At 64.3% G+C, this 20,295-nt stretch carries 19 protein-coding genes; 4 read left to right on the top strand and 15 right to left on the bottom strand.

Going from position 1 to position 20,295, the window contains the following annotated elements:
• The first annotated feature begins 3 nt into the window (after window positions 1–3).
• Complete coding sequence (locus tag AC5P68_RS11085) at window positions 4–711, top strand: 2OG-Fe(II) oxygenase (protein WP_033833520.1); 708 nt, start codon at window positions 4–6, stop codon at window positions 709–711.
• Between the two features lie 56 nt (window positions 712–767).
• Here the strand turns inward: AC5P68_RS11085 and AC5P68_RS11080 are convergent, their stop codons facing one another.
• The 15 genes from AC5P68_RS11080 to dnaA form a co-directional block, all read right to left on the bottom strand.
• Window positions 768–1,859 carry a PA0069 family radical SAM protein gene (locus AC5P68_RS11080; RefSeq protein WP_288415879.1) on the bottom strand — a complete coding sequence of 364 codons (1,092 nt, stop codon included), beginning with the start codon at window positions 1,857–1,859 and terminating at the stop codon, window positions 768–770.
• Window positions 1,860–1,982: 123 nt separating this feature from the next.
• Window positions 1,983–2,726: a pyridoxine 5'-phosphate synthase gene (locus tag AC5P68_RS11075; protein ID WP_005414976.1), complete on the bottom strand. Its 744-nt coding sequence runs from the start codon at window positions 2,724–2,726 to the stop codon at window positions 1,983–1,985.
• A 9-nt stretch (window positions 2,727–2,735) separates the two neighbouring features.
• Window positions 2,736–3,005 carry a hypothetical protein gene (locus AC5P68_RS11070; RefSeq protein WP_005411742.1) on the bottom strand — a complete coding sequence of 90 codons (270 nt, stop codon included), beginning with the start codon at window positions 3,003–3,005 and terminating at the stop codon, window positions 2,736–2,738.
• Between the two features lie 40 nt (window positions 3,006–3,045).
• On the bottom strand, window positions 3,046–4,506 hold the full coding sequence (cls, locus tag AC5P68_RS11065) for a cardiolipin synthase (protein WP_414497995.1): 1,461 nt from the start codon (window positions 4,504–4,506) through the stop codon (window positions 3,046–3,048).
• A gap of 102 nt (window positions 4,507–4,608) precedes the next feature.
• Window positions 4,609–5,022, bottom strand: coding sequence for an ExbD/TolR family protein (locus AC5P68_RS11060; RefSeq protein ID WP_005411740.1), 414 nt, complete (start codon window positions 5,020–5,022; stop codon window positions 4,609–4,611).
• A gap of 3 nt (window positions 5,023–5,025) precedes the next feature.
• Window positions 5,026–5,451, bottom strand: a complete 426-nt coding sequence (locus AC5P68_RS11055) for an ExbD/TolR family protein (RefSeq protein WP_005411739.1) — start codon at window positions 5,449–5,451, stop codon at window positions 5,026–5,028.
• Window positions 5,452–5,513: 62 nt separating this feature from the next.
• A complete protein-coding gene (exbB, locus tag AC5P68_RS11050; RefSeq protein WP_005411738.1) occupies window positions 5,514–6,275 on the bottom strand; it encodes a TonB-system energizer ExbB in 762 nt (253 codons plus the stop codon).
• A 94-nt stretch (window positions 6,276–6,369) separates the two neighbouring features.
• Window positions 6,370–7,038, bottom strand: a complete 669-nt coding sequence (locus tag AC5P68_RS11045) for an energy transducer TonB (protein ID WP_033833517.1) — start codon at window positions 7,036–7,038, stop codon at window positions 6,370–6,372.
• Between the two features lie 143 nt (window positions 7,039–7,181).
• Entirely contained in the window at window positions 7,182–8,369 is a 1,188-nt protein-coding gene (locus AC5P68_RS11040; RefSeq protein ID WP_005411736.1) for a tetratricopeptide repeat protein, read from the bottom strand.
• Window positions 8,370–8,501: 132 nt separating this feature from the next.
• Complete coding sequence (locus AC5P68_RS11035) at window positions 8,502–9,308, bottom strand: M48 family metallopeptidase (protein ID WP_005411735.1); 807 nt, start codon at window positions 9,306–9,308, stop codon at window positions 8,502–8,504.
• 71 nt (window positions 9,309–9,379) lie between these two features.
• Window positions 9,380–10,225: a CPBP family intramembrane glutamic endopeptidase gene (locus AC5P68_RS11030; RefSeq protein WP_033833516.1), complete on the bottom strand. Its 846-nt coding sequence runs from the start codon at window positions 10,223–10,225 to the stop codon at window positions 9,380–9,382.
• Window positions 10,226–10,292: 67 nt separating this feature from the next.
• Window positions 10,293–12,752 carry a DNA topoisomerase (ATP-hydrolyzing) subunit B gene (gene gyrB, locus AC5P68_RS11025; protein ID WP_005411733.1) on the bottom strand — a complete coding sequence of 820 codons (2,460 nt, stop codon included), beginning with the start codon at window positions 12,750–12,752 and terminating at the stop codon, window positions 10,293–10,295.
• A gap of 112 nt (window positions 12,753–12,864) precedes the next feature.
• Window positions 12,865–13,959 (bottom strand): DNA replication/repair protein RecF, encoded by a 1,095-nt coding sequence (recF, locus tag AC5P68_RS11020; protein WP_184013937.1) that lies wholly within the window; start codon window positions 13,957–13,959, stop codon window positions 12,865–12,867.
• Window positions 13,960–14,953: 994 nt separating this feature from the next.
• Window positions 14,954–16,054, bottom strand: a complete 1,101-nt coding sequence (gene dnaN, locus AC5P68_RS11015; RefSeq protein WP_423373150.1) for a DNA polymerase III subunit beta — start codon at window positions 16,052–16,054, stop codon at window positions 14,954–14,956.
• A 275-nt stretch (window positions 16,055–16,329) separates the two neighbouring features.
• On the bottom strand, window positions 16,330–17,661 hold the full coding sequence (gene dnaA / locus AC5P68_RS11010; RefSeq protein WP_005411730.1) for a chromosomal replication initiator protein DnaA: 1,332 nt from the start codon (window positions 17,659–17,661) through the stop codon (window positions 16,330–16,332).
• A 256-nt stretch (window positions 17,662–17,917) separates the two neighbouring features.
• Between dnaA and rpmH the strand changes: the two genes are divergently transcribed.
• The 3 genes from rpmH to yidC are packed head-to-tail and all read left to right on the top strand — an operon-like array spanning window position 17,918 to window position 20,276.
• A complete protein-coding gene (rpmH, locus tag AC5P68_RS11005; protein ID WP_005411729.1) occupies window positions 17,918–18,058 on the top strand; it encodes a 50S ribosomal protein L34 in 141 nt (46 codons plus the stop codon).
• A 5-nt stretch (window positions 18,059–18,063) separates the two neighbouring features.
• Window positions 18,064–18,558: a ribonuclease P protein component gene (rnpA, locus tag AC5P68_RS11000; RefSeq protein ID WP_005411728.1), complete on the top strand. Its 495-nt coding sequence runs from the start codon at window positions 18,064–18,066 to the stop codon at window positions 18,556–18,558.
• Complete coding sequence (gene yidC / locus AC5P68_RS10995) at window positions 18,558–20,276, top strand: membrane protein insertase YidC (protein ID WP_111173401.1); 1,719 nt, start codon at window positions 18,558–18,560, stop codon at window positions 20,274–20,276. The genes rnpA and yidC overlap by 1 nt, the downstream gene beginning before the upstream one ends.
• The last annotated feature ends 19 nt before the right edge of the window (window positions 20,277–20,295 follow it).

The raw sequence follows: 20,295 nt of genomic DNA, 5'->3' as shown, positions 1-20,295 counted from the left end.
CGCATGCACGAGCAGGGCCCGGTCGATTTCATCGAGGTCATCCACAACGCGGTCCCCAGCGAGGTCTGCGCGGCGATCGTTGAGCGCATGCGGGCGGCGCGTGGCCTGCAGCCCGGTGCCGTGGGCAGTGGCGTGTTCCCGGAACTCAAGCACAGCAAGGATCTGCGCATCAGCGGCCTTGATGGCTGGCAGGATGTGGACCATCAGCTGCAGCACGCGGTGTTCAACGGCCTGCTGACTTATCTACGCCGTTATCCACAGGCGTTGATCGCGCCGCTGATGTTGCAGATCCAGGACAGCAAGGGCCAACCGCGACGCCTGTCTGCCGAGGACTTCCCTGACATGCCGCAGCAGCAGCTGGCCGACCTGGCCCGCACCTGCCTGCGCCCGGGCGCCATCAACCTGCAGTGGTATGCGGCGGGCGAGGGCGGTTATCCGTACTGGCACTGCGAGCTGTACCCCAAGGATGCGCAGGCCGAGACCCTGCACCGGCACGTGTTGTGGACGCTGTACCTCAACGACGAATTCGAAGAGGGCGAAACCGAGTTCCTGTTCCAGGGGCGGAAGATCGCACCACGCACCGGCAGCCTGCTGATTGCGCCGACGGCGTTTACGCATACCCATCGTGGCAACAGGCCGCAGGGTGGGGACAAGTTCATCGCGACGAGTTGGATCCTGTTCCAGAGCGCGCAGAAGTTGTTTGGGGGGTGACGCCGAGCTGCTCGTCGGCCTCGGATGTAGAGTTGAGCCATGCTCGACTGATGGACTCAGAACAACGACCCCTGTGGCGAATCCTTCTTCGGCGGCAAGGGCTTCTGGAACCGGCTGCAATCCAGCTTCGGCCAATGGCTGTTCTGCGCATTGAAGCCGAGACGCTTTCGCGCCAGCTTGAAGCGATTGTTCAACAGATCGGCATACACACCCTGGCCACGCATGCGGGTGCCGAACTGGCTGTCGTAATCCTTGCCGCCGCGCAGCTGCTGGATGGTGCTCATCACGTGCGCGGCGCGATCGGGATGATGGGTGTCCAACCAATCGCGGAACAGCGGGGCCACTTCCAGCGGCAGGCGCAGCAGCACGTAGCCTGCGGTGCTGGCGCCAGCATCATGCGCGGCCTCCAGCACGGCTTCCAGTTCGCTGTCGTTGATCCACGGGATCACCGGCGCCACCATCACACCCACCGGAATGCCCGCTTCATGCAGGCGCTTCATCGCACGCAGCCGTGCATGCGGCGCCGACGCGCGTGGCTCCAGCTTTGCGGAGAGATGCGGGTCCAGCGAGGTCACCGAGAAATGCACGCTGACCAGGTTCTCCGCCGCCAGCGGTGCGAGCAGATCGATGTCACGTTCGACCAGTGCGTTCTTGGTGATCAGCGAGAACGGATGCTTGGTTTCCAGCATCACTTCGATCAGCTGGCGGGTGAGCTTGAACTTGCGTTCGATCGGCTGGTACGCATCGGTGTTGATGCCCAGCGCGATCGGTTGCGGAACGTAGCCAGGCTTCGACAACTCCTTGCGCAGCAGCCGCGGCGCATTGGTCTTGGCGAACAGCTTGGTCTCGAAGTCCAGGCCTGGCGACAGGTTCAGATAGGCGTGCGAGGGGCGCGCGAAGCAGTAGGAGCAGCCATGCTCACAACCGCGGTACGGATTCACCGATTGGCTGAAGCCGACGTCCGGTGAGGTGTTGCGGCTGATGATGCTGCGTGCGGTCTCGGCACGTACTTCAGTGCGCAGGCGTGGGGCGAGGAATTCCTCGCTCTCATCGACCGCCCAGCCGTCGTCCACCGCCTCGCTGACGGTGCTTTCAAAGCGCCCGGCAAGGTGGGACGTGGAACCTCGGCCCTTGATCGCGATACCCATTGCGGCAGGTTACGCCGCAGCCGTCTCAATGGCTGCGACGGCTGCCTGAAGGGTTCAGCGCGAAGCTCTGCAAGGCAGCCGTATCACTGTAGCGCCGAGCCCATGCTCGGCTGCATCCATCGGTCACAGCAGGGCCAGGTACCCGCGCACGGTGGCATCCAGGCCGTCGTACAGCGCCTCACCGATCAGCGCGTGACCGATCGACACCTCCAGCACGTCCGGCACGTGGGCCAGGAAATCGCGCAGGTTGTCCTGCGACAGGTCGTGCCCAGCGTTGACGCCCAGGCCCACCGCCTGCGCCCGCCGCGCCGCAGTGGCGAACAGTTCCAGCATCGCCGCAGCGTCTCCGGCCGCGTGTGCTTCGGCGTAGGGGCCGGTATACAGCTCGACACGATCTGCACCGACGTCGGCCGCCTGCTCCAGCAGTGGGTTGCCCGCATCGACGAACAGGCTGACCCGGCAGCCCATCGCCTTCAGTTCGGCGATCAGTGGTCGCAGCCGCTCGGCATCCCGCTCGAAGTCGAAGCCATGGTCGGAGGTGATCTGTCCATCGCCATCCGGCACCAGCGTCGCCTGCGCCGGGCGGGTCTGCGCGCACAGCGGCAGCAGGCCTGGGTAGCCCTCGCGCGGCGGTGCGAACGGGTTGCCTTCGATGTTGAACTCGACACCACGCGCGCGGGTCAGCGTGGACAGCGCCAGCACGTCCTCGGCGGTGATATGGCGGCGGTCCGGCCGCGGGTGCACGGTGATGCCATGTGCACCGGCATCCAGGCAGGCCTGGGCGGCGCGCACCACGTCCGGTTCGGCGCCGCCGCGCGAATTGCGCAGGACGGCGATCTTGTTGACGTTGACGCTGAGCTGGGTCATGGAACGGAACTACTTGGAAAGAGGGGACGGATCGTGGTCGTTGGCGTCGACATTGCGGCGGGCCTGGGCCTGCTCGCGCAGGCGGCGCAGCTCCTCGGCATCGACAAGGGTGGCAGGGTCCCGCTGAAGGTCGCCGAAGCGGGCTACATAGCGACCGCGCACCCAGGCCAGCAGGAAGGCGAGGGCGGCCAGCAGGCACAGGGTCATCAATGCGGCGCTGGGGGTCTTCAGGGCGAAGGCGAAACAGCCCAGCGCCAGCAGCAGGTACAACCAGTACATAGTCGGGCTCCCCGGATGATCGCCGCAGTGTAGCGCTGCGTCAGAGCAGCGGCGAGGCCAGCCGGGCGAAGGCCTCGGGCAGGCGGTGCAGCCACAGCGAGCGCCCGGCCTGGTCATGCACCCGGGTGGCGCGATCGAATTCACCCTGCAGCAGCTCGGCCAGGGCCGCCACGCGGTCCCGGTCGCTGATCATCATCGACAGCTCGAAGTTCAGGCGGAAGCTGCGGTGGTCGAAGTTGGCACTCCCGACAATGCAGACGTCGTCGTCGGCGATGAACGCCTTGGTGTGCAGCATGCGCGGGCCGTACTCGTAGATCTTCACGCCGGCATGCAACAGTTCGTCGAAGTACGAGCGCGCGGCCTGGGTGACGAACCAGGAATCGCTCATTTTCGGTACCAGCAGGCGCACGTCCAGGCCGCCCAGCGCGGCCGAAGTCAGCGCCATCCGCGCCGCTTCACCCGGCACGAAATAGGGCGTCACCAGCCACACCCGCTCGTGCGCTTCCTGGATGGCGGCGACGTGCAGCCGGTGGATCGTCTCCCAGCCCGAATCCGGGCCGGACACCAATACCTGCGCGTTGATCGCGCCATCCCCGCGCAGCGGCATATCGGCCGGCCACAAGCGGGCGATATCCATCCGCGAGGGTTCCTGGCCACTGGCGTAGAGCCAGTCCTCGGCGAACACCAGCTGCAGACTGCGCACCACATGACCGCGGATGCGCATGTGCAGGTCGCGGTAGGCGTTCGGCTTGCGGCTCTCGTCTTCATCGTCGGTGATATTGATGCCACCGGTGAAGGCCAGCCGGCCATCGACGATCACCAGCTTGCGGTGCGTACGCAGGTTCAACCACGGCCGCTTGAACGGCTTCAGCAGCTGCCGGGGATGGAACCAGACCGCCTCGCCACCGGCATCGATCAGCGGCTGCAGGAAGCGGCGAGGCAGGGCGGAAGAACCCACTGCATCCAGCAGCAGGCGCACCTTCACGCCGGCACGGGCGCGCTCGACCAGGGCGTCGCGCAGGGCGGTGCCGGCATGGTCCGGATTGAAGATGTAGTACTCCAGGTGCACGTGATCGCGAGCCTGCGCCACCGCTTCCAACAGAGCGGCGTAGGTAGCGGCACCATCCACCAGCCAGGTCACCTCGGTCGCGCTGCTCGGCGCCAGGCCCGTGGTGGCCTGCGCGATCTTGGCCAGCTCGGTGCAGTCGGCATCCGGTGGGCAGACATCGCTGTAGTGCTCCATGCCCGAACGTGCGCGTCCGCGGCGCAGCCGTTGCCGCTTCACCTTCTGCGGGCCAAGCAGGTAGTAGATGAACAAGCCGAGGTAGGGCAGCAGCGCCAACGACAGGATCCAGCTCAACGTGGCGACCGGCTCACGCTTCTGCAGCATGATCCAGCCCGCCAGCGCGAACAGATACAGCAGGTAGGCCACCGCCAGGATCGAGCCAAGGTGGGCGATGCCGTCGAGCCAATGACGCAGGGAGTCGAAGAGGGCGAGCATCCGCCGATCATAGCGGTCCAGGCCGGCAGGCATAAAAAAAAACGCCCCTGTCTCCAGGGGCGTCTGCAGTCGCGTCATGACTGTTGTGTTGCGGTGTAGCGATTACTGCTGCACAAAACCGATCTTCTTCATCTGAGCATTCTTCGCGGCGGCCAGAACCTTGGCCATCACGTCGTACTCGGAATCCGGGCTGGCGTCGATGCGCAGTTCCGGCTGGTTGGTCGGGTCACGCTGGACCTCCTGCTCCATCCGCTGCTGCAGCTCGCTGGTATTGATCGGGCTGTTGTTCCACGAGACCTGGTTGCTGGCGTCGATCTTCAGTTCGATCGGCGGCGGCGGTTCGACCAGCTGCGGCGGTGGGTTGAGCACGCGCTGCGGCAGGTCGACGGCGATCGGGTACGTCATGATCGGCGCGGTCACGATGAAGATGATCAGCAGAACCAGCATCACGTCCACGAGGGGCGTGACGTTGATGTCTGCCATGGGGCCCTTGCCACCACCACTACTGAATGCCATGGCTTATTGCCCCTTTTCTTTGGTCGCGACGAAGCCGACGTCCAGCATGCCCTGCTCCTGCGCGACCTTGGTCAGGTCGTTGATGACGCGCATCTTGGTGGTGCGGTCACCACGCAGGTTCAGCGGCGGCTGCGGGGTCTGCTGGGCGGCGGTCGCCAAGCGCGACTCGAGAGTCTGCTTGTTGATTTCTTCGTCGTTCCAGTAGATCGAGCCGTCTTCCTTGACTGCCAGGGTGATCGGTCCGGAACGCTTTTCAGCGTCTTCCGGCTTCTGGATCAGGTTGGCTTCCGGCAGATCCACCTTGACCTTGTGGGACATCAGGGGCGCCGTGATGATGAAGATGATCAGCAGCACCAGCATCACGTCCACGAGGGGCGTAACGTTGATGTCGGCCATGGGGCCGCCGCTGTTACCACTACTGAAAGCCATAACGGGCTCCGTCTAGATCTTGGTGACTACTTACGTTCGTCGCTGGGTGACGCGCGCCGCAATTAGCGGACGCGCGAGCCGGTGGCGAAGAAGTCGTGCAGGTCGTGCGCGAAGGTATCGAACTTGCTGATGGTCGCGCTGTTGATCTTGCTGAAGAAGTTGAAGGCGAACACGGCCGGGATCGCGACGAACAGACCGATCGCGGTCATGATCAGCGCTTCACCCACCGGGCCGGCAACGGCGTCGATCGAAGCGGAGCCGGTGGCACCGATCTTGATCAGGGCGCCGTAGATGCCCCACACGGTACCCAGCAGACCGACGAACGGAGCGGTCGCGCCGACGGTGGCCAGCAGGGTCATGCCCGACTGCAGCTTGTTGCTTTCGCGGGTGACGGCCTGACGCAGGGCGCGGTCGACGAACTCCGAACGGCTCAGGTTCTCACCCACGCCGCCGGTGGCGCCGCCTTCAGCGCGCTGGTGGTGCGCAGCAGCCTGGGCAGCGTCCAGGGCGATCTTCGAGAACGGCTCCGAAGCCGGCTGCTCTTCCATGGCACGGATGGCGTCCTGCGCGTTCGGGGTATCCCAGAACAGGCTGACGACGCGATCAGCAGCGCTCTTCAGGCGGGTCGCACGGAAGATGTTGATGACGGTCCAGTACCAGGACATGGCCGACATGGCGATCAGGGTCAGCAGCACGACCCAGGAAACCGCGAAATCACCCGGCTTGGTGGTCATTTCGTGGATCAGGTGCTCGAAGCCCATCTGCGACAGGGCGTTGGACGGATTGCCCCCGGCAGCAGCGGCGATGAAAATTTCCTGCAGCATGACGCTTACCTTTGTTGTGTGTGGTGATAAAGGGTGTAGCTAAGCTAAACAATCGAACCGGGAGCAGGGGTGGCCAAGCGGCCACCCGGGCGCATCAGTTCAGCGCAAAGTTGACCGGGACGCGAACGCGACCTGCCGTCTTCTTACCGCCAGATTCAGCGGCGTTGAAGCGCCACTTGCGAGCCGCTTCCATCGCGGCACGGTCCAGGTCGCGGTTACGGCTGGACTTTTCCACCGTGACATTGGTGACGTTGCCGCTGGCATCGACATCAATGATCAGGATCACTTCGCCCTGGATACCCGCGCGGAAGGCTGCCGGCGGGTAGCGCGGCGGATTCATGGCCTTCGACGAGATGTCCACGCTGGCCTCGATCGAGGTCGCAGGTGCCGGCGGCGCGGGGGGCGACGGCGGGGTGACGATATCGCTCGGGCGCGGCTCCGGCACGTCCACGACCGGCGCCTGCGGCGGCGGCGGGACCGGCGACGGCTTCGGCGGCGACAGATTCTTCACCGGCGGCGGCGGAGTATCGGTCGGCGGCGGCGGCGGCGGCGGCGGGGGCGGCGGCGGCGGCGCATCGACGATGGTCACCATGACGTTGCGCTCCTTCTCAGCCACGGCCTTGGGAGCCACGGCGGGAATGAGGAGCATCATGAAGGCGGCCAGATGCAGGGCAATTACAAACGCGATGCCGACGATGCGAGGCCAGCTCAGCCCCTTGTCATCGGGTTGTTCGTACCGGTGAACGACTAGTTGTTCCGTCATGCGCCAAGAGCTCAATAGTGGGGCCGGGATGCCGGGGGCGGAATCCCTGATCAGCGGTGCATGACACCGCAGGAACCTCCAAGCTTATACCAATCCTGAGCGCCTGCGCATCAACTGGGCAGGCATTCAGGCGTTATTCCTACTTACTTCAGGTTGATGATTTTCTTGGCATCAGCCTGGTTCTTCACACCCTTCGCCAGCGCCTGCTGGGCGGCCTGCTTGGCCTCCGGGATGCGACCTTCGGCATGCAGGACGCGTGCCAGGTTCAGGTAGGTCTCACCGTCCTTGGACAGCGGGGCAGCCTTCTGCCACGCATCGATCGCCTGCGGCACCTGGTCGGAGTAGTAGTAGGACTGGGCCAGCGCCAGGTAAACCTGGTAGTCCGGCTTCAGGATGCCCTTCTGCAACCCTTCGTTGATGACCGCGATGACGTCCTTTTCCTTTTTGTCGGTGTTGGCATAGATGGAGTACAGCTGCTTGTACTCGCGCTCTTCGGTGAGCTGGCCGCTGCTGCGCAGCTTGTCCATCACCGCGGCCGCCTTGTCCATCTGGTCGGCCTGCATGTACATGCTGGCCAGGTTCAGCTGGGCCTTCTTGTCGTTCGGGTTCTTGGCGGCCAGCGCCTCGGCTTCCTTGACCGCTTCGCCGGACTGGCCGGCTTCGGACAGGGCCGCCATCAGCAGCTGGTTCCAGTTGTCCTTCGGTTCGGCGGAGCCGGCGATGGCCTGCTTCAGCACCGGAATCGCTTCCTGGTAGCGCTCCAGCTGGTACAGCGCCTGGCCCTTGGCGATCAGTTCTTCCGGCTTGGTCGACTTGCTCTCGGCGAAGTACTTGTCGAGGGTTGCCAGGCCTTCGGCTGTCTGGTCTTCCTGCAGCTGCAACTGGCCCAGCATCAGCATCGACTGGAAGTGGCCGTTGTTGTCCAGGCCGTTGAACTGCAGGACCTGCTTCAGGTAGGCGATGGCAGCCGGAGCGTCATCGGTCTGGTAGGCAGCCTGCGAGGCCAGCTGCGCGGCCAGCGACTTGTCGTACTCGTTCGCGGCGCTGTCAGCCAGGATGGCGTCGGCCTGGGTGCGGGTTTCCGGGAACTTTTCCTTGTTGTAGCTGTCGATCATTTTCTGCAGCTTGCTGCCCATCTTGGCCGAAGCCTTGACCGTCGGCTCCTGGCGGGTCGCGTTCGGGTACAGCGCCTCGGCCTTGGCCTGCTTGCCGCCACGGTTGCCGCGCTCGGAGGAACGCGAGGACTGCGCGAAGGCATCGGTGACCACGGCGCCGGTCAGGGCGGTCGCGACGAGGACGGAAAGCACAGCTTTGTGGTTACGGAAAATCATCGTTCACCTCGATCGAACCGCCGGTTAGCGGCAAAGTCGGACTGTCAGAAAAATCTGAGCCGCCAAACGTATCAGAAACAGATGGCGTGAGAAATCGTTTTATGTGCTGCAATACAGCATAGAACTGCGCACTCATCCGCACTTTGGCCGTAGCCCGGCCGCCTGCGCCTGCTGATAGACCGGCGTCAGGCCCGGGGCATCACGTCGCAGTTCCTGGATCCGGTTGGCCGGATCCGGGTGGGTGGACAGCCATTGCGGGCTGCGACCGCCGCTGGCGGCCATCATGTTCTGCCACAGATCGACCGCCTGCGCCGGATTGAATCCGGCCTGGGCCATCAGCCGCTGGCCAATCACGTCAGCCTCGCTTTCCTGCGTCCGCGAGCCCGGTAGCAGGAAGGCAGTCTGCGCGCCCATGCCGCCGAGCTGGTTGACGGTGCTGGCAGCACCTTCGCCGTAGGCTGCGCCAGCCAGCGCGCCGAGCACGGCCAGCCCGGTCTGTGCGCCCATCTGGCGGGTGATCCGCTCTTCGTGGTGGCGGGCGATGACATGGCCGATTTCATGGCCGATCACGGCAGCCAGCTGATCCTGATTCTTGGCCACGGTGAAGATGCCGGTGTTCACGCCGACCTTGCCGCCGGGCAGGGCGAAGGCGTTGGGCTCCTTGTCGACGAATACCGCCGTCTCCCACCGTACGCCACGGTATTGAGCTGGCAGCTGCGCGACCAGGGCGTTGACCACGCACTGCACGTAACCGTTCTGGCGGCCGTCGGTGCTGATCTTTTCCTTCTGCTTGGTTTCGGCGAACGCCTGTGCGCCGAGCTGGTCCAGCTGCGCCTGCGAGACGCCGCCCACCATCTGCCGGCGACCGGTAGGGGAGGTGGTGGTCGCGCAGGCGCTGACCAGGGTAGTGATGACAAGGGCCAGCAGCAGTTGTTTCATGGAAACTCCCCCGTGTTCATATGCGGAGTGTGTAGCGTAGCGGCTTAATCTTTCGTCAAGCGGACGCGGCGTTACGTTGACCCCAGGAACACCATCGCGGCAAGGGCGACCGCATTGTTCAGTGCATGGGCGGTGATCGCCGCCCACAACGTGCCGGTGCGCCGGTAGAGCCAGCAGAACGCGGCCCCCATGCCACCATAGACCAGCCACAGCTGTGCGATTTCGGCCGGGCCATTGGCACTCGTGCCAGGGATCTCATGGATCAGGGCAAATGCGAGGCTGCTCAGTACCACGCCCAACCCTGGCCGCCCGGCCTGCCACAGGCGGCCAAACAGCACGCGGCGGAACAGCAGTTCCTCGTAGGCCGGCGCCAGGACCACCGCGAACAGCACCAGGAACAACGGGAAACGTGCGATCGCGCTCTGCATCAGCGCCAGATTGGTGGGGACCGGCTCGACGCCGACCTGCTTGGCCAGGAAGGCGATGCCGTTGCTGCCGAGCACGATCAGGGTCGCCACCAGCAGGGTCCAGCCCCAGGTGGAGGGGCGGCGCAGCGCCTGGCGCGAGGCGTGGCGCTCGGCGGCGTTGGCCGGCCGTCGCCAGAAGTACAGCAGCAACGCGGCGCCACCGGTGGCGAACAGCGCCATGAGAATCTGCGCAAGCGCGCCGGGCTGGCCCAGCGACGCCGCTACCGAACTGGCGTCGGGTGCGCCAGCGCCAGCCTGCGCGTTCGCGTAACCAACCACCACGCCACGGTACAGACCCCACAGCAGGCCGCTGACCAGGCTCAGGCCGAACAGGGTGACAGCGGCGATGCCCAGGTCGATGAAGAACCCCGCCAACGGCGAAACGGCACGCGGCGCGGCAGAAGCCGGCGGAACCGGGGGCGGAGCGGAAACCGGGGCGGATGCTGACATCAGGTACCTGTGTTCAAGAGTCGAAGGCCGGCGCGCCTCCCCGCGCGCCGGCCGTGTCCCGATTGTGTCAGATATCCAGGTTTGCGACCTTCAGCGCGTTGTCTTCGATGAAATCGCGACGCGGTTCGACGACATCGCCCATCAGGGTGCTGAAGATCTGGTCGGCTGCGACAGCGTCCTCGATACGCACCTGCAGCAGTCGGCGGGTTTCCGGATTCACCGTGGTGTCCCACAGCTGCTCCGGATTCATTTCACCCAGACCCTTGAATCGCTGGATCTGGCGGCCGCGCTTGGCCTCCTCGAGCAGCCAGTTCTGTGCCTTGGCAAAGCTGTCGACTTCGATCGACTTGGCGCCGCGGGAAATGGTCGCGCCTTCGCGGACCAGACCGTGCAGCAGCTTCGATGCCTGGTGGATCGCGCGCAGTTCGCCGCTTTCGAAGGCCGACATCGGCAGCACCTGGATGTGCTGTTCGCCCATGTGGCGACGGGTCACCAGCACAGCGGCCGGGCGCTCGTCGTTGGCTTCCTGCAGTTCCAGCGTGAAACGCGGGCTGCCCAGGCTGCCCTGGTTGAGGCGCTTGGCCAGTGCATCCAGGCCCTCGCCTTCGCCGGCAGCGCGCAGGCTTTCCAGGTCCATCGGCACGAAATCGACCAGCGCTTCAAGCAGGTTGCGGTCGTAGCGATGTGCGTTGCGCTCGATCGAATCCAGCGCGGCTGCGTAGGCCAGCAGCAGCTTTTCCAGCGCAAGGCCTTCGATGCCAGGCTCGCCGGTGGCCGGCACCAGCGCAGCGTTTTCCACCGCGCTGCTGGCCAGGTAGCTGTCCAGCGCCGGGTCGTCCTTCAGGTACAGCTCCTGCTTGCCCTGCTTGATCTTGTACAACGGCGGCAGGCCGATGTAGACGTAACCGCGCTCGATCAGCTCCGGCATCTGACGGTAGAAGAACGTCAGCAGCAGGGTGCGGATGTGGGCGCCGTCGACGTCGGCGTCGGTCATGATGATGATCTTGTGGTAACGCAGCTTGTCCGGGTTGTACTCGTCTCGGCCGATGCCGGTGCCCAGCGCCGTGATCAGCGTGCCGACCTGGTCGGAGGACAGCATGCGGTCGAAGCGCGCGCGTTCCACGTTGAGGATCTTGCCGCGCAGCGGCAGCACCGCCTGGTTCTTGCGGTTGCGGCCCTGCTTGGCCGAGCCACCTGCCGAGTCACCCTCGACGATGAACAGTTCGGACAGCGCCGGATCCTTTTCCTGGCAGTCGGCCAGCTTGCCCGGCAGGCCGGCGATATCCAGCGCGCCCTTGCGGCGGGTCAGGTCGCGGGCCTTTCGCGCCGCTTCACGTGCACGCGCGGCGTCGACGATCTTGCCGGCGATCGCCTTGGCTTCGTTCGGGTTCTCCTGCAGGAACTCTTCCAGGCGCGCACCGAAGGCGTTTTCCACCGCCGGACGCACGTCGGAGCTGACCAGCTTTTCCTTGGTCTGGCTGGAGAAGCTCGGGTCCGGCACCTTCACCGACAGCACCGCGATCATGCCTTCTCGCATGTCGTCGCCGGTCAGGTTGATCTTGGCCTGCTTGGCGATGCCGTTCTGCTCGATGTAGTTGTTGAGCACACGGGTCAGCGCACCGCGGAAACCGGCCAGGTGGGTACCGCCGTCCTTCTGCGGAATGTTGTTGGTGAAGCAGTACATCGTCTCCTGATAGGAGTCGGTCCACTGCAGCGCCACATCCACGACGATGCCGTTGTGCTCGCCGGTGACTGAAATGACATTCGGGTGCAGCGGCGTCTTCAGCTGGGCCAGATGCTCCACGAAGCTGCGGATGCCACCCTCGTAGTGGAAGTCATCGCGACGGCCGTCGCCACGCTCGTCGGCAAGGACGATCTTGACGCCGGAGTTCAGGAACGACAGTTCGCGCAGGCGGCGGGCCAGGATGTCGTAGTGGAACTCCACGTTGTCGTGGAAGGCGACGGTGGACGGCCAGAAGCGCACGGTAGTGCCGCGCTTGGTGGTGGTTTCCAGCTTGGCCAGCGCGGTCACTGCGGCGCCGTTGCTGAATTCCTGCTGGTAGTGGAAGCCGTTCTGGAACACGTCCACCAGCAGCTTCTGCGACAGCGCGTTGACCACGCTGACGCCGACGCCGTGCAGGCCGCCCGAAACCTTGTAGCTGTTGTCGTCGAACTTGCCGCCTGCGTGCAGGACGGTCATGACGACTTCGGCTGCAGACACTTCGCGACCGAGCTTGGCACTCATCTGCTCGTGCTTGCCAGTCGGGATACCACGGCCGTTGTCGGACACCGAGACCGAACCGTCGGCGTGGATCGTCACCGCAACGTGGTCGGCGTGGCCGGCCAGCGCTTCGTCGATCGAGTTGTCGACGACCTCGAACACCATGTGGTGCAGACCGGTGCCGTCATGCACGTCACCGATGTACATGCCGGGACGCTTGCGGACAGCCTCCAGGCCTTCCAGGGCGGTAATGCTGTTGGCGTCGTAATTGCCGTTGTTTGCCGGGGTGTTCTGTTCGTCGCTCATTGCGCTTGCCGTAGGCTCCGCAGGTCGGCCACCGCTTGGAGCGATGTGCCGAGAATGAAAGGATTTCAACCCGAATTATACCAGCCGGGGTCGAGCGGCCCTGGTGTGCCCACTATGGCACAGCCACGATTTGTGCATGTTCCACGTGGAACCGGGCGATGTGGGTCAGGTCCAGCAGCGCCGCCGGGGCTTCGGTAGCGGTGATGAAAATCTGTGCCGGCCCATTGAGCAGGCGCTCCAGCACCCGCGCCTGATGGGTGCGATCCAGCTCCGAGGCCAGATCGTCCAGCGCGATCACCGGCCATTCGCCGCGCTGTTCCGCATAGTCCTCGGCCTGCGCCAGCAGGCAGGCCAATGCCGTCAGCTTGGCCTGGCCACGGGACAACGCATCACGCCCCGGAATGCTGTGGAAATCCACACTCCAGTCTGCCCGGTGTGGGCCGACCGAGGTATAGCCGGCCTGCCGGTCACGTTCCCGGGCCAGCAGCAGGGCATCGGCCAAGGGAAGCTCATGCCGCCGCCAACCGGGGCTCAGTTCCAGCCCCTGGATGCCGAGTTGCGGAGCCAGGCGGGCGGCCAGGGCCACCGTGCGCTGCTGCAGACGCTCCAGGTAGTGCTGACGGCGGCTGGTCAGCGGCTCCCCGGCCTCGGCCAGCTCGTGATCCCAGGTATCGAGCATCCGCGACGGCCCGCCTTGCTTGAGCAGAGCATTGCGCTGCTTCAGCGCCCGGGAATAGCGGCGCCACAGGGAGAGAAAATCCGGTTCCACGTGGAACAAACCCCAATCGAGGAAACGCCGGCGGGGTTCGCCCCCCCCACTGACCAGTGCATGGCTCCCCGGCTCGAACGTCACCACGGCCAGCGCTGCGCAGAGATTGCCCAGCTGCGCGACGTCTTCACCGTCCAATCGACCCTTCCAGTCCTGGCCACTGTGGCGCAGCCCGGCCTTTCGGCGGTGGGGCGGGTGATCGGCACGCTGTTCGTCCCATTCCACGAAGATTTCCAGCGCTTCCTGACCCTGGCGCACCAGACCGTCGCGCACCCGGCCACGGAAGCTGCGCCCGTAGGCCATCAGGTGCAACGCTTCGAGCACGCTGGTCTTTCCGGCACCGTTGTCGCCGGTCAGCAGGTTCAATCCCGGCTGGGGCGACAGGTCCACCGCGCTGAAGCGACGCAGTTGGTGCAGGGCGAGGCGGCGGATAAGCATGGGGCGCGAAAGACCATCCGCACGAGGCGGTAGTGGGGCAGGGAATCCATCAGCTTACTGCATCGGTCAAGCCAGCCGTGGCGCGCCAGACATCGCCACTGTGCTGAAGCCTCCGCCTGGCAACCCCACGCGTGTTCCACGTGGTGGCGCTCCCTCACCTGCGCTCGCCTGGGTCTGGATATGCCCGGGAATCCTTGAATTCTGAGCGGCGGCGCAGAGTACAGGCCTTCAGATTTCAGCGATTTCAGCCTCATTCCGCGAGCATCGCCAGGTGCCCCCGACGGTGGGTTGCGCGAACACCGCGCGGATTTCTTGAAATCTACGATGCGATGCCGTGGAGGGTTCCACAGATTTCAAAGAATTCAGCCCATTCGTTTCACGCTGTCCACAGCGGGCCTGTATGACTTATACACAAGGTATGGGCAAACTGTGGATAAAAAAGCCCTTTTGCCCGACCTGCGAAACTATCCACAGGTTCCCCCCCAGCCTGAGGGGCCTCTATACAGGGGGTTTCAGCTGCATAAATCTCTTGAAAATCAATTGGATAATGCATTTTTCCACGAAATCTGGGCCTACCATCACCACCATGCTTTAGATTTATACCCAGATTTAGAAGCTAGGCCAGCTTTGATCCGGCCCCAATCAGGCCTGTGGACAGTGACGTCTGCAGATGAAGCAACCACTGCGATAGGGGATGCGATCCGCTTCATCCATTCGACCAGATCGGGTTACCTGCAATCAGGCTGAAGACCTGGAACTGCGTACTCGATCAAAGTTGGCTGGGCAGCGCCCAGGTCAGCAATCTGGATTCCTAACGCGCAGGGCCGATTGCATCGGAGGGGCAACCAAGAACAATCGGCAAGCAGCAATCTCGAGCAAGACATTCGACCAGACCCGGAGATTCCGCGATCCCCGATGCTCCACGTGGAACCTGCAAAAAAAACGCCCGGGGAGATCCCGGGCGTCCTTCGGTTCCACGTGGAACAGGTTGCTGTCAGAGACGCAGCGGCATCACCACGTGGCGCGACCTCTCGCTGCTGGATTCACGAACCAGCGCAGAAGAGTTGGAGTCGCGCAGCTGGATGATGACCTCCTCATCGCGCAGCGCGGAGAGGGCGTCCAGCAGGTAGTTCACGTTGAAGCCAATGGCCAGATCACTGACCGTGGTGTCGGCTTCGATCTCTTCCTGGGCTTCTTCCTGTTCCGGATTGTGCGCGCTGATCTTCAGGTTGCCCGGCGAGACTTCCACGCGGATGCCGCGGTACTTCTCATTGGACAGGATCGCGGCGCGCTGCAGCGAGGCACGCAGTGCTTCACGATCCACCTTCACTTCGCGGTCGGCACCGATCGGAATCACCGCTTCGTAATCCGGGAAACGACCGTCGATCAGCTTTGAGGTGAAGGTGACATCGTCGCGCTTGACGCGCACGTGGCTGCGGCCGACTTCCAGTTCGATCTCGCGATCGCCGCTCTCCAGCAGGCGCTGCAGTTCGGTCACGCCCTTGCGCGGCACGATGATCTGGCGCTTGGAACCGCTGGGCTTGGCCAGATCGGTTTCACACAGGGCCAGGCGATGGCCGTCGGTGGCGACCGTGCGCAGCGCATCGCCGCGCAGGTCGAACAGCAGGCCGTTGAGGTAGTAGCGCACGTCCTGCTGGGCCATCGCGAACGCAGTGCGCTCGATCAGTTCCTTCAGGGTTGCTTCGCCGATCGCCACGCGCTCGGTAGCTTCCACTTCGTCCACCGACGGGAAGTCGTTGGAGGGCAGGGTGGCAAGGGTGAAGCGGCTGCGGCCGGCCTGCACGGTGATCTTGTCACCGGTCTGCGAGACGGTAATCCGGCTGCCGTCGGGCAGGGCGCGGATGATCTCGAACAGCTTGCGGGCGGGAATGGTGGTTTCGCCGTCCTGGGCATCTTCAACCGCGATCCGCGACACCATCTCCACTTCCAGGTCGGTACCGGTCAGCGACAGCTGGCCGTTCTGCACCTGGACCAGGAAATTGGCCAGAACCGGAAGGGTCTGGCGGCGTTCGACCACGTTGACGACCTGTGCCAACGGCTTGAGAAAGGCTTCGCGCTGCAGTGTGAAACGCATGTGGTTCCGTGCCCCTATGCTTTAAAAAATGTGGAATAAATCAAAAGCTTGGTGGTGCTGGTAGAGACAGAATCGCTGGAAAACAACGCTAAGTCTTTGTAAATAAAAGGATTCCAGGCATCGAAACCCTCTGTATTACCGACCCCCAGAGGGTGGGGAAAGCTGTGGATAAAACCGACGCGATTTCAAACGCCATTTTTATCCACAACGTGTCCCGCGCTTGCTACCGGATTCTGCACCGTTTTGTGCGATGACGCCTCATCGGCATCCGTGCATCATTCGCTCAGCTTCCGGATCAGCTTGTCCCAGTCCTCGCGGAGCTTGCCGTCGGTTTCCATCAGGGTCCGGATCTGGCGGCAGGCATGCAGCACCGTGGTGTGATCGCGACCGGCAAAGGCATCGCCGATCTCGGGCAGGCTGTGCTCGGTCAGTTCCTTGGTCAGGGCCATGGCGACCTGGCGCGGGCGTGCCAGCGAGCGGGTCCGACGCTTCGACAGCAGATCCTTGATCTGCAGGCCGTAGTAGTCGGCAACGGTTTTCTGGATGTTGGGAATGCTGATCGCCTGCTGCTGGGCGCGCAGCAGGTCGCGCAGGGTTTCCTGGGCGAACTCGGTGGTGATCGCGCGGCCGGTGAAATTGGCGCGGGCGGTCAGGGTATTGAGCGCGCCTTCGAGGTCGCGCACGTTGGAGCGCATCTTCTTGGCGATCAGGAACGCAACATCATCGGGAATCTCGGCACCGCGTTCGCGTGCCTTGGCCAGCACGATCGCGGCGCGGGTCTCGAAGTCCGGCGGTTCGATCGCGACCGACAGGCCCCAGGCAAGCCGCGACTTCAGGCGCGCTTCCAGGCCCTCGACTTCGCGCGGATAGCGGTCGCAGGTCAGGATGATCTGCTGCTTGCCATCGAACAACGCGTTGAAGGTGTGGAAGAACTCTTCCTGGGTGCGGTCCTTGCCGGCGAAGAACTGGATGTCATCGATCAGCAGCGCGTCCACCTGCTGGAACTGGCGCTTGAACTGATCCATGGTCTTTTCCTGCAGGGCCCGGATCATTGCGCTGAAGAACTGTTCCGAACGCAGGTACAGCACCTTCGCGCCCGGATTGGCCTGGCGCATGGCGTTGCCGGCGGCGAACATCAGGTGGGTCTTGCCCAGGCCGGTGCCCCCGTACAGCAGCAGCGGGTTGTGCGCGCGGTCGCCCGGCTTCTGCGCCGCCTGGAAGGCGGCGGCCAGGCCCAGCTGGTTGCTGCGGCCTTCGACGAAGTTGGCGAACGTGTAGTGGTTGTCCAGGTTGCCGGCGAACGGCACCTGCGGTTCGCTGGACACATGCGCCGACGGCGTGGAAACCGGCGCGTTCTGCGCCTCGACAGGGCGCGGGCGCGAGCCGATTTCAAGAAAAACGTCGCTGAAACCGGCGAAGTGCGCCAGCAGTTCGCGGATCCGGGCCAGGTACAGCTCGCGGACCTGGTCGACGATGAAGGCATTCGGTGCATACAGCACCAGGCTGTCCACGCGCAGATCGGCCTGCAGTGGCTTCAGCCAGGTATGAACGTCTTCCGGCGGGAACTCCGCTTCGAGGCGCTCGAGACTACGGGACCAAGCATCCATCAGCAATAATCGTCCGGTGGCCGGGGCATGGACGCGACAAGGCGCCCAAACACAGGCCTGAAAGGGGGGGAAATGGATGGCTCAGACTACCACCGAGCGCCCGCCTTCGGAATGCTTGTCCCCTACTTATTCACAAAAACATCCACAGCTATTGCACAGCCCGGTGAATTCGCGTAGCTGCCAGGGGTTGACTTGGGGCAGGGTACCTCTCTAGAATTTCCGGTTCTTTCCGTCCCATTCATACGAGAGGCCCCCAATGGCCACGAAGCGCACCTACCAGCCCAGCAACCTCAAGCGTAAGCGCGACCACGGCTTCCGTGCCCGTATGAAGACCGCTGACGGCCGCAAGATCCTGTCGCGTCGCCGCGCCAAGGGCCGCAAAGTCCTGAGCGCCTGATTGCCATGCCGCACCCCGCGGCAGACGCAATCCCTTCGACAGTGAATACTGCAGACCCGCGCAAGCGATTCCCTCGCTCTGCGCGGGTTCGCACGCGTGCCGAATACTCAACGGTCTTCAACGGCGCCCGCCGTGTGTCCGATCCGCTGATGACCCTGCACTGGCTGCCGGCTGACCGGCCGGCCAGGCTGGGTCTGGCGGTTTCCCGCAAGGTTGATCCGAACGCCGTCGGGCGTAACCGGATCAAGCGCGTCCTGCGCGACATCCTGCGTCAGACACGTACCGACATCCAGCCAGGCGACTTTGTCGTCGTGGCTCGTAGTGCTGCGCGTTCCGCCAGCAACGACGAGATCCGCCAGGCCTTCCTGCGCCTGCTGCGTCGCCTGCGTGCATTGCCCACGCCGGGCGTGGACGGCACAATGCCGCCGCCTGATGGCATCGCAACTCCTTCTTTGACCGAGCCGGCATCGCGTCCCGGCCCCGCCGAGCCTGTCCGCTGATGAACCAGACCCGCGTATTCCTCGTTTTTGCCTGGCTGATGGTGGCCGTGCTGCTGTGGATGGAGTGGAGCCGTGAAAAGGCTGCTCCGACCCCGGCACCAACCACGACGTCGGCCCCGGCAGCCGCACAGAGTGTTCCGGGCGCGAACCCCGGCGCCATCCCCAGCGCCCAGGTGCCGGGCGCCCCCGGCCAGGCGGCCGCTGCACAGGCCCAGGCCAGCGCTACCCCGGCCAGCCAGCGCGTGACCGTCACCACCGACGTGCTGCGCCTGGTGCTCGACGGCGGCCGCGTGCTCGATGCCGAGCTGCTGCAGTTCCCGCAGACCAAGGACGAAGGCAGCCCGCCGGTCCGCCTGCTGACCGAAGACCCCGCGCACCCGTACAGCGCGATCAGTGGCTGGGCCAGCGAAGACAAGAACACCCCGGTCCCCGGCGCTGACGGCTTCAAGCTGGTGGGGGACACCAAGGACTTCGTGCTGGCCAAGGGCCAGAACGAGCTGCAGATCCCGTTCGTGTGGACCGCCGACAGCGGCGTGACCATCAAGCGCACCCTGACCGTCTCGCGCAACGAGTACGCCGTGCGCTTCAAGGACGAAGTCAGCAACGCTGGCGCCGCGCCGTGGAACGGCTATGTCTACCGCACCCTGGACCGCACCCCGACCATCCTGTCGCGGAGCATGACCAACCCCGATTCCTTCAGCTTCAACGGTGCCACCTGGTACGACAACGACAAGAAGTACCAGCGTCGTGCGTTCAAGGACTACCTGGAAGACGGCACGCTGAACCAGAACATCACCGGCGGCTGGCTGGCGATGCTGCAGCACCACTTCTTCACCGCCTGGATCCCGCAGAAGGACCAGACCGCACACTACGTGCTGTCGCAGGTGGCTGGTCGTGACCTGATCGAAGCGCGTGGCCCGGCCTTCACCGTGGCCCCGGGCCAGTCCACCAGCACCGAAGCCCGCCTGTGGGTCGGCCCGAAGCTGGTCAACCTGATCGCCAAGGAAGACGTGCCGGGCCTGGACCGCGTGGTCGACTACAGCCGCTTCTCGATGATGGCGGTGATCGGCCAGGGCCTGTTCTGGGTGCTGAACCAGGTGCACAAGCTGGTCGGCAACTGGGGCTGGGCGATCGTCGGCCTGGTGGTGCTGCTGAAGCTGGTGCTGTACCCGCTGTCGGCGACCCAGTACAAGAGCGGCGCCAAGATGCGTCGTTTCCAGCCGCGCATCGCGCAGCTGAAGGAACGCTATGGCGATGACCGCCAGAAGTTCCAGACCGCGATGATGGAGCTGTACAAGAAGGAAAAGATCAATCCGATGGGGGGCTGCCTGCCGATCCTCATCCAGATGCCGATCTTCTTCGCCCTGTACTGGGTGCTGGTGGAATCGGTCGAACTGCGCCAGGCGCCCTGGTTCGGCTGGATCCAGGACCTGACCGCACGCGACCCGTACTTCATCCTGCCGGTCATCAACGTGGCAGTGATGTGGTTCACCCAGAAGCTGACCCCGGCACCGGGCATGGACCCGATGCAGCAGAAGATGATGCAGTTCATGCCGCTGGTGTTCGGCGTCATGATGGCCTTCATGCCGTCCGGCCTGGTCCTGTACTGGGTGGTCAACGGCGGCCTGGGCCTGCTGCAGCAGTGGTGGATGACCAAGCGCCATGGCGGCGAGCCGGTCCCGGCCACCACCGCGCCGGCCCCGGTCAAAAAGAAGTAATCCCGACCTGTAGAGTCGA

Source organism: Stenotrophomonas sp. YJH_SMC_58, assembly GCF_059369635.1.
Note: the sequence above shows the minus strand (reverse complement) of the source record. Positions and strands in the feature narration are given on the sequence as shown.

Coding starts and splice junctions, on each gene's coding strand:
- AC5P68_RS11085 (WP_033833520.1), top strand. CDS start 4: ATGCACGAGCAGGGCCCGGTCGATTTCATCGAGGTCATCCACAACGCG.
- AC5P68_RS11080 (WP_288415879.1), bottom strand. CDS start 1,859: ATGGGTATCGCGATCAAGGGCCGAGGTTCCACGTCCCACCTTGCCGGG.
- AC5P68_RS11075 (WP_005414976.1), bottom strand. CDS start 2,726: ATGACCCAGCTCAGCGTCAACGTCAACAAGATCGCCGTCCTGCGCAAT.
- AC5P68_RS11070 (WP_005411742.1), bottom strand. CDS start 3,005: ATGTACTGGTTGTACCTGCTGCTGGCGCTGGGCTGTTTCGCCTTCGCC.
- cls (WP_414497995.1), bottom strand. CDS start 4,506: ATGCTCGCCCTCTTCGACTCCCTGCGTCATTGGCTCGACGGCATCGCC.
- AC5P68_RS11060 (WP_005411740.1), bottom strand. CDS start 5,022: ATGGCATTCAGTAGTGGTGGTGGCAAGGGCCCCATGGCAGACATCAAC.
- AC5P68_RS11055 (WP_005411739.1), bottom strand. CDS start 5,451: ATGGCTTTCAGTAGTGGTAACAGCGGCGGCCCCATGGCCGACATCAAC.
- exbB (WP_005411738.1), bottom strand. CDS start 6,275: ATGCTGCAGGAAATTTTCATCGCCGCTGCTGCCGGGGGCAATCCGTCC.
- AC5P68_RS11045 (WP_033833517.1), bottom strand. CDS start 7,038: ATGACGGAACAACTAGTCGTTCACCGGTACGAACAACCCGATGACAAG.
- AC5P68_RS11040 (WP_005411736.1), bottom strand. CDS start 8,369: ATGATTTTCCGTAACCACAAAGCTGTGCTTTCCGTCCTCGTCGCGACC.
- AC5P68_RS11035 (WP_005411735.1), bottom strand. CDS start 9,308: ATGAAACAACTGCTGCTGGCCCTTGTCATCACTACCCTGGTCAGCGCC.
- AC5P68_RS11030 (WP_033833516.1), bottom strand. CDS start 10,225: ATGTCAGCATCCGCCCCGGTTTCCGCTCCGCCCCCGGTTCCGCCGGCT.
- gyrB (WP_005411733.1), bottom strand. CDS start 12,752: ATGAGCGACGAACAGAACACCCCGGCAAACAACGGCAATTACGACGCC.
- recF (WP_184013937.1), bottom strand. CDS start 13,959: ATGCTTATCCGCCGCCTCGCCCTGCACCAACTGCGTCGCTTCAGCGCG.
- dnaN (WP_423373150.1), bottom strand. CDS start 16,054: ATGCGTTTCACACTGCAGCGCGAAGCCTTTCTCAAGCCGTTGGCACAG.
- dnaA (WP_005411730.1), bottom strand. CDS start 17,661: ATGGATGCTTGGTCCCGTAGTCTCGAGCGCCTCGAAGCGGAGTTCCCG.
- rpmH (WP_005411729.1), top strand. CDS start 17,918: ATGGCCACGAAGCGCACCTACCAGCCCAGCAACCTCAAGCGTAAGCGC.
- rnpA (WP_005411728.1), top strand. CDS start 18,064: ATGCCGCACCCCGCGGCAGACGCAATCCCTTCGACAGTGAATACTGCA.
- yidC (WP_111173401.1), top strand. CDS start 18,558: ATGAACCAGACCCGCGTATTCCTCGTTTTTGCCTGGCTGATGGTGGCC.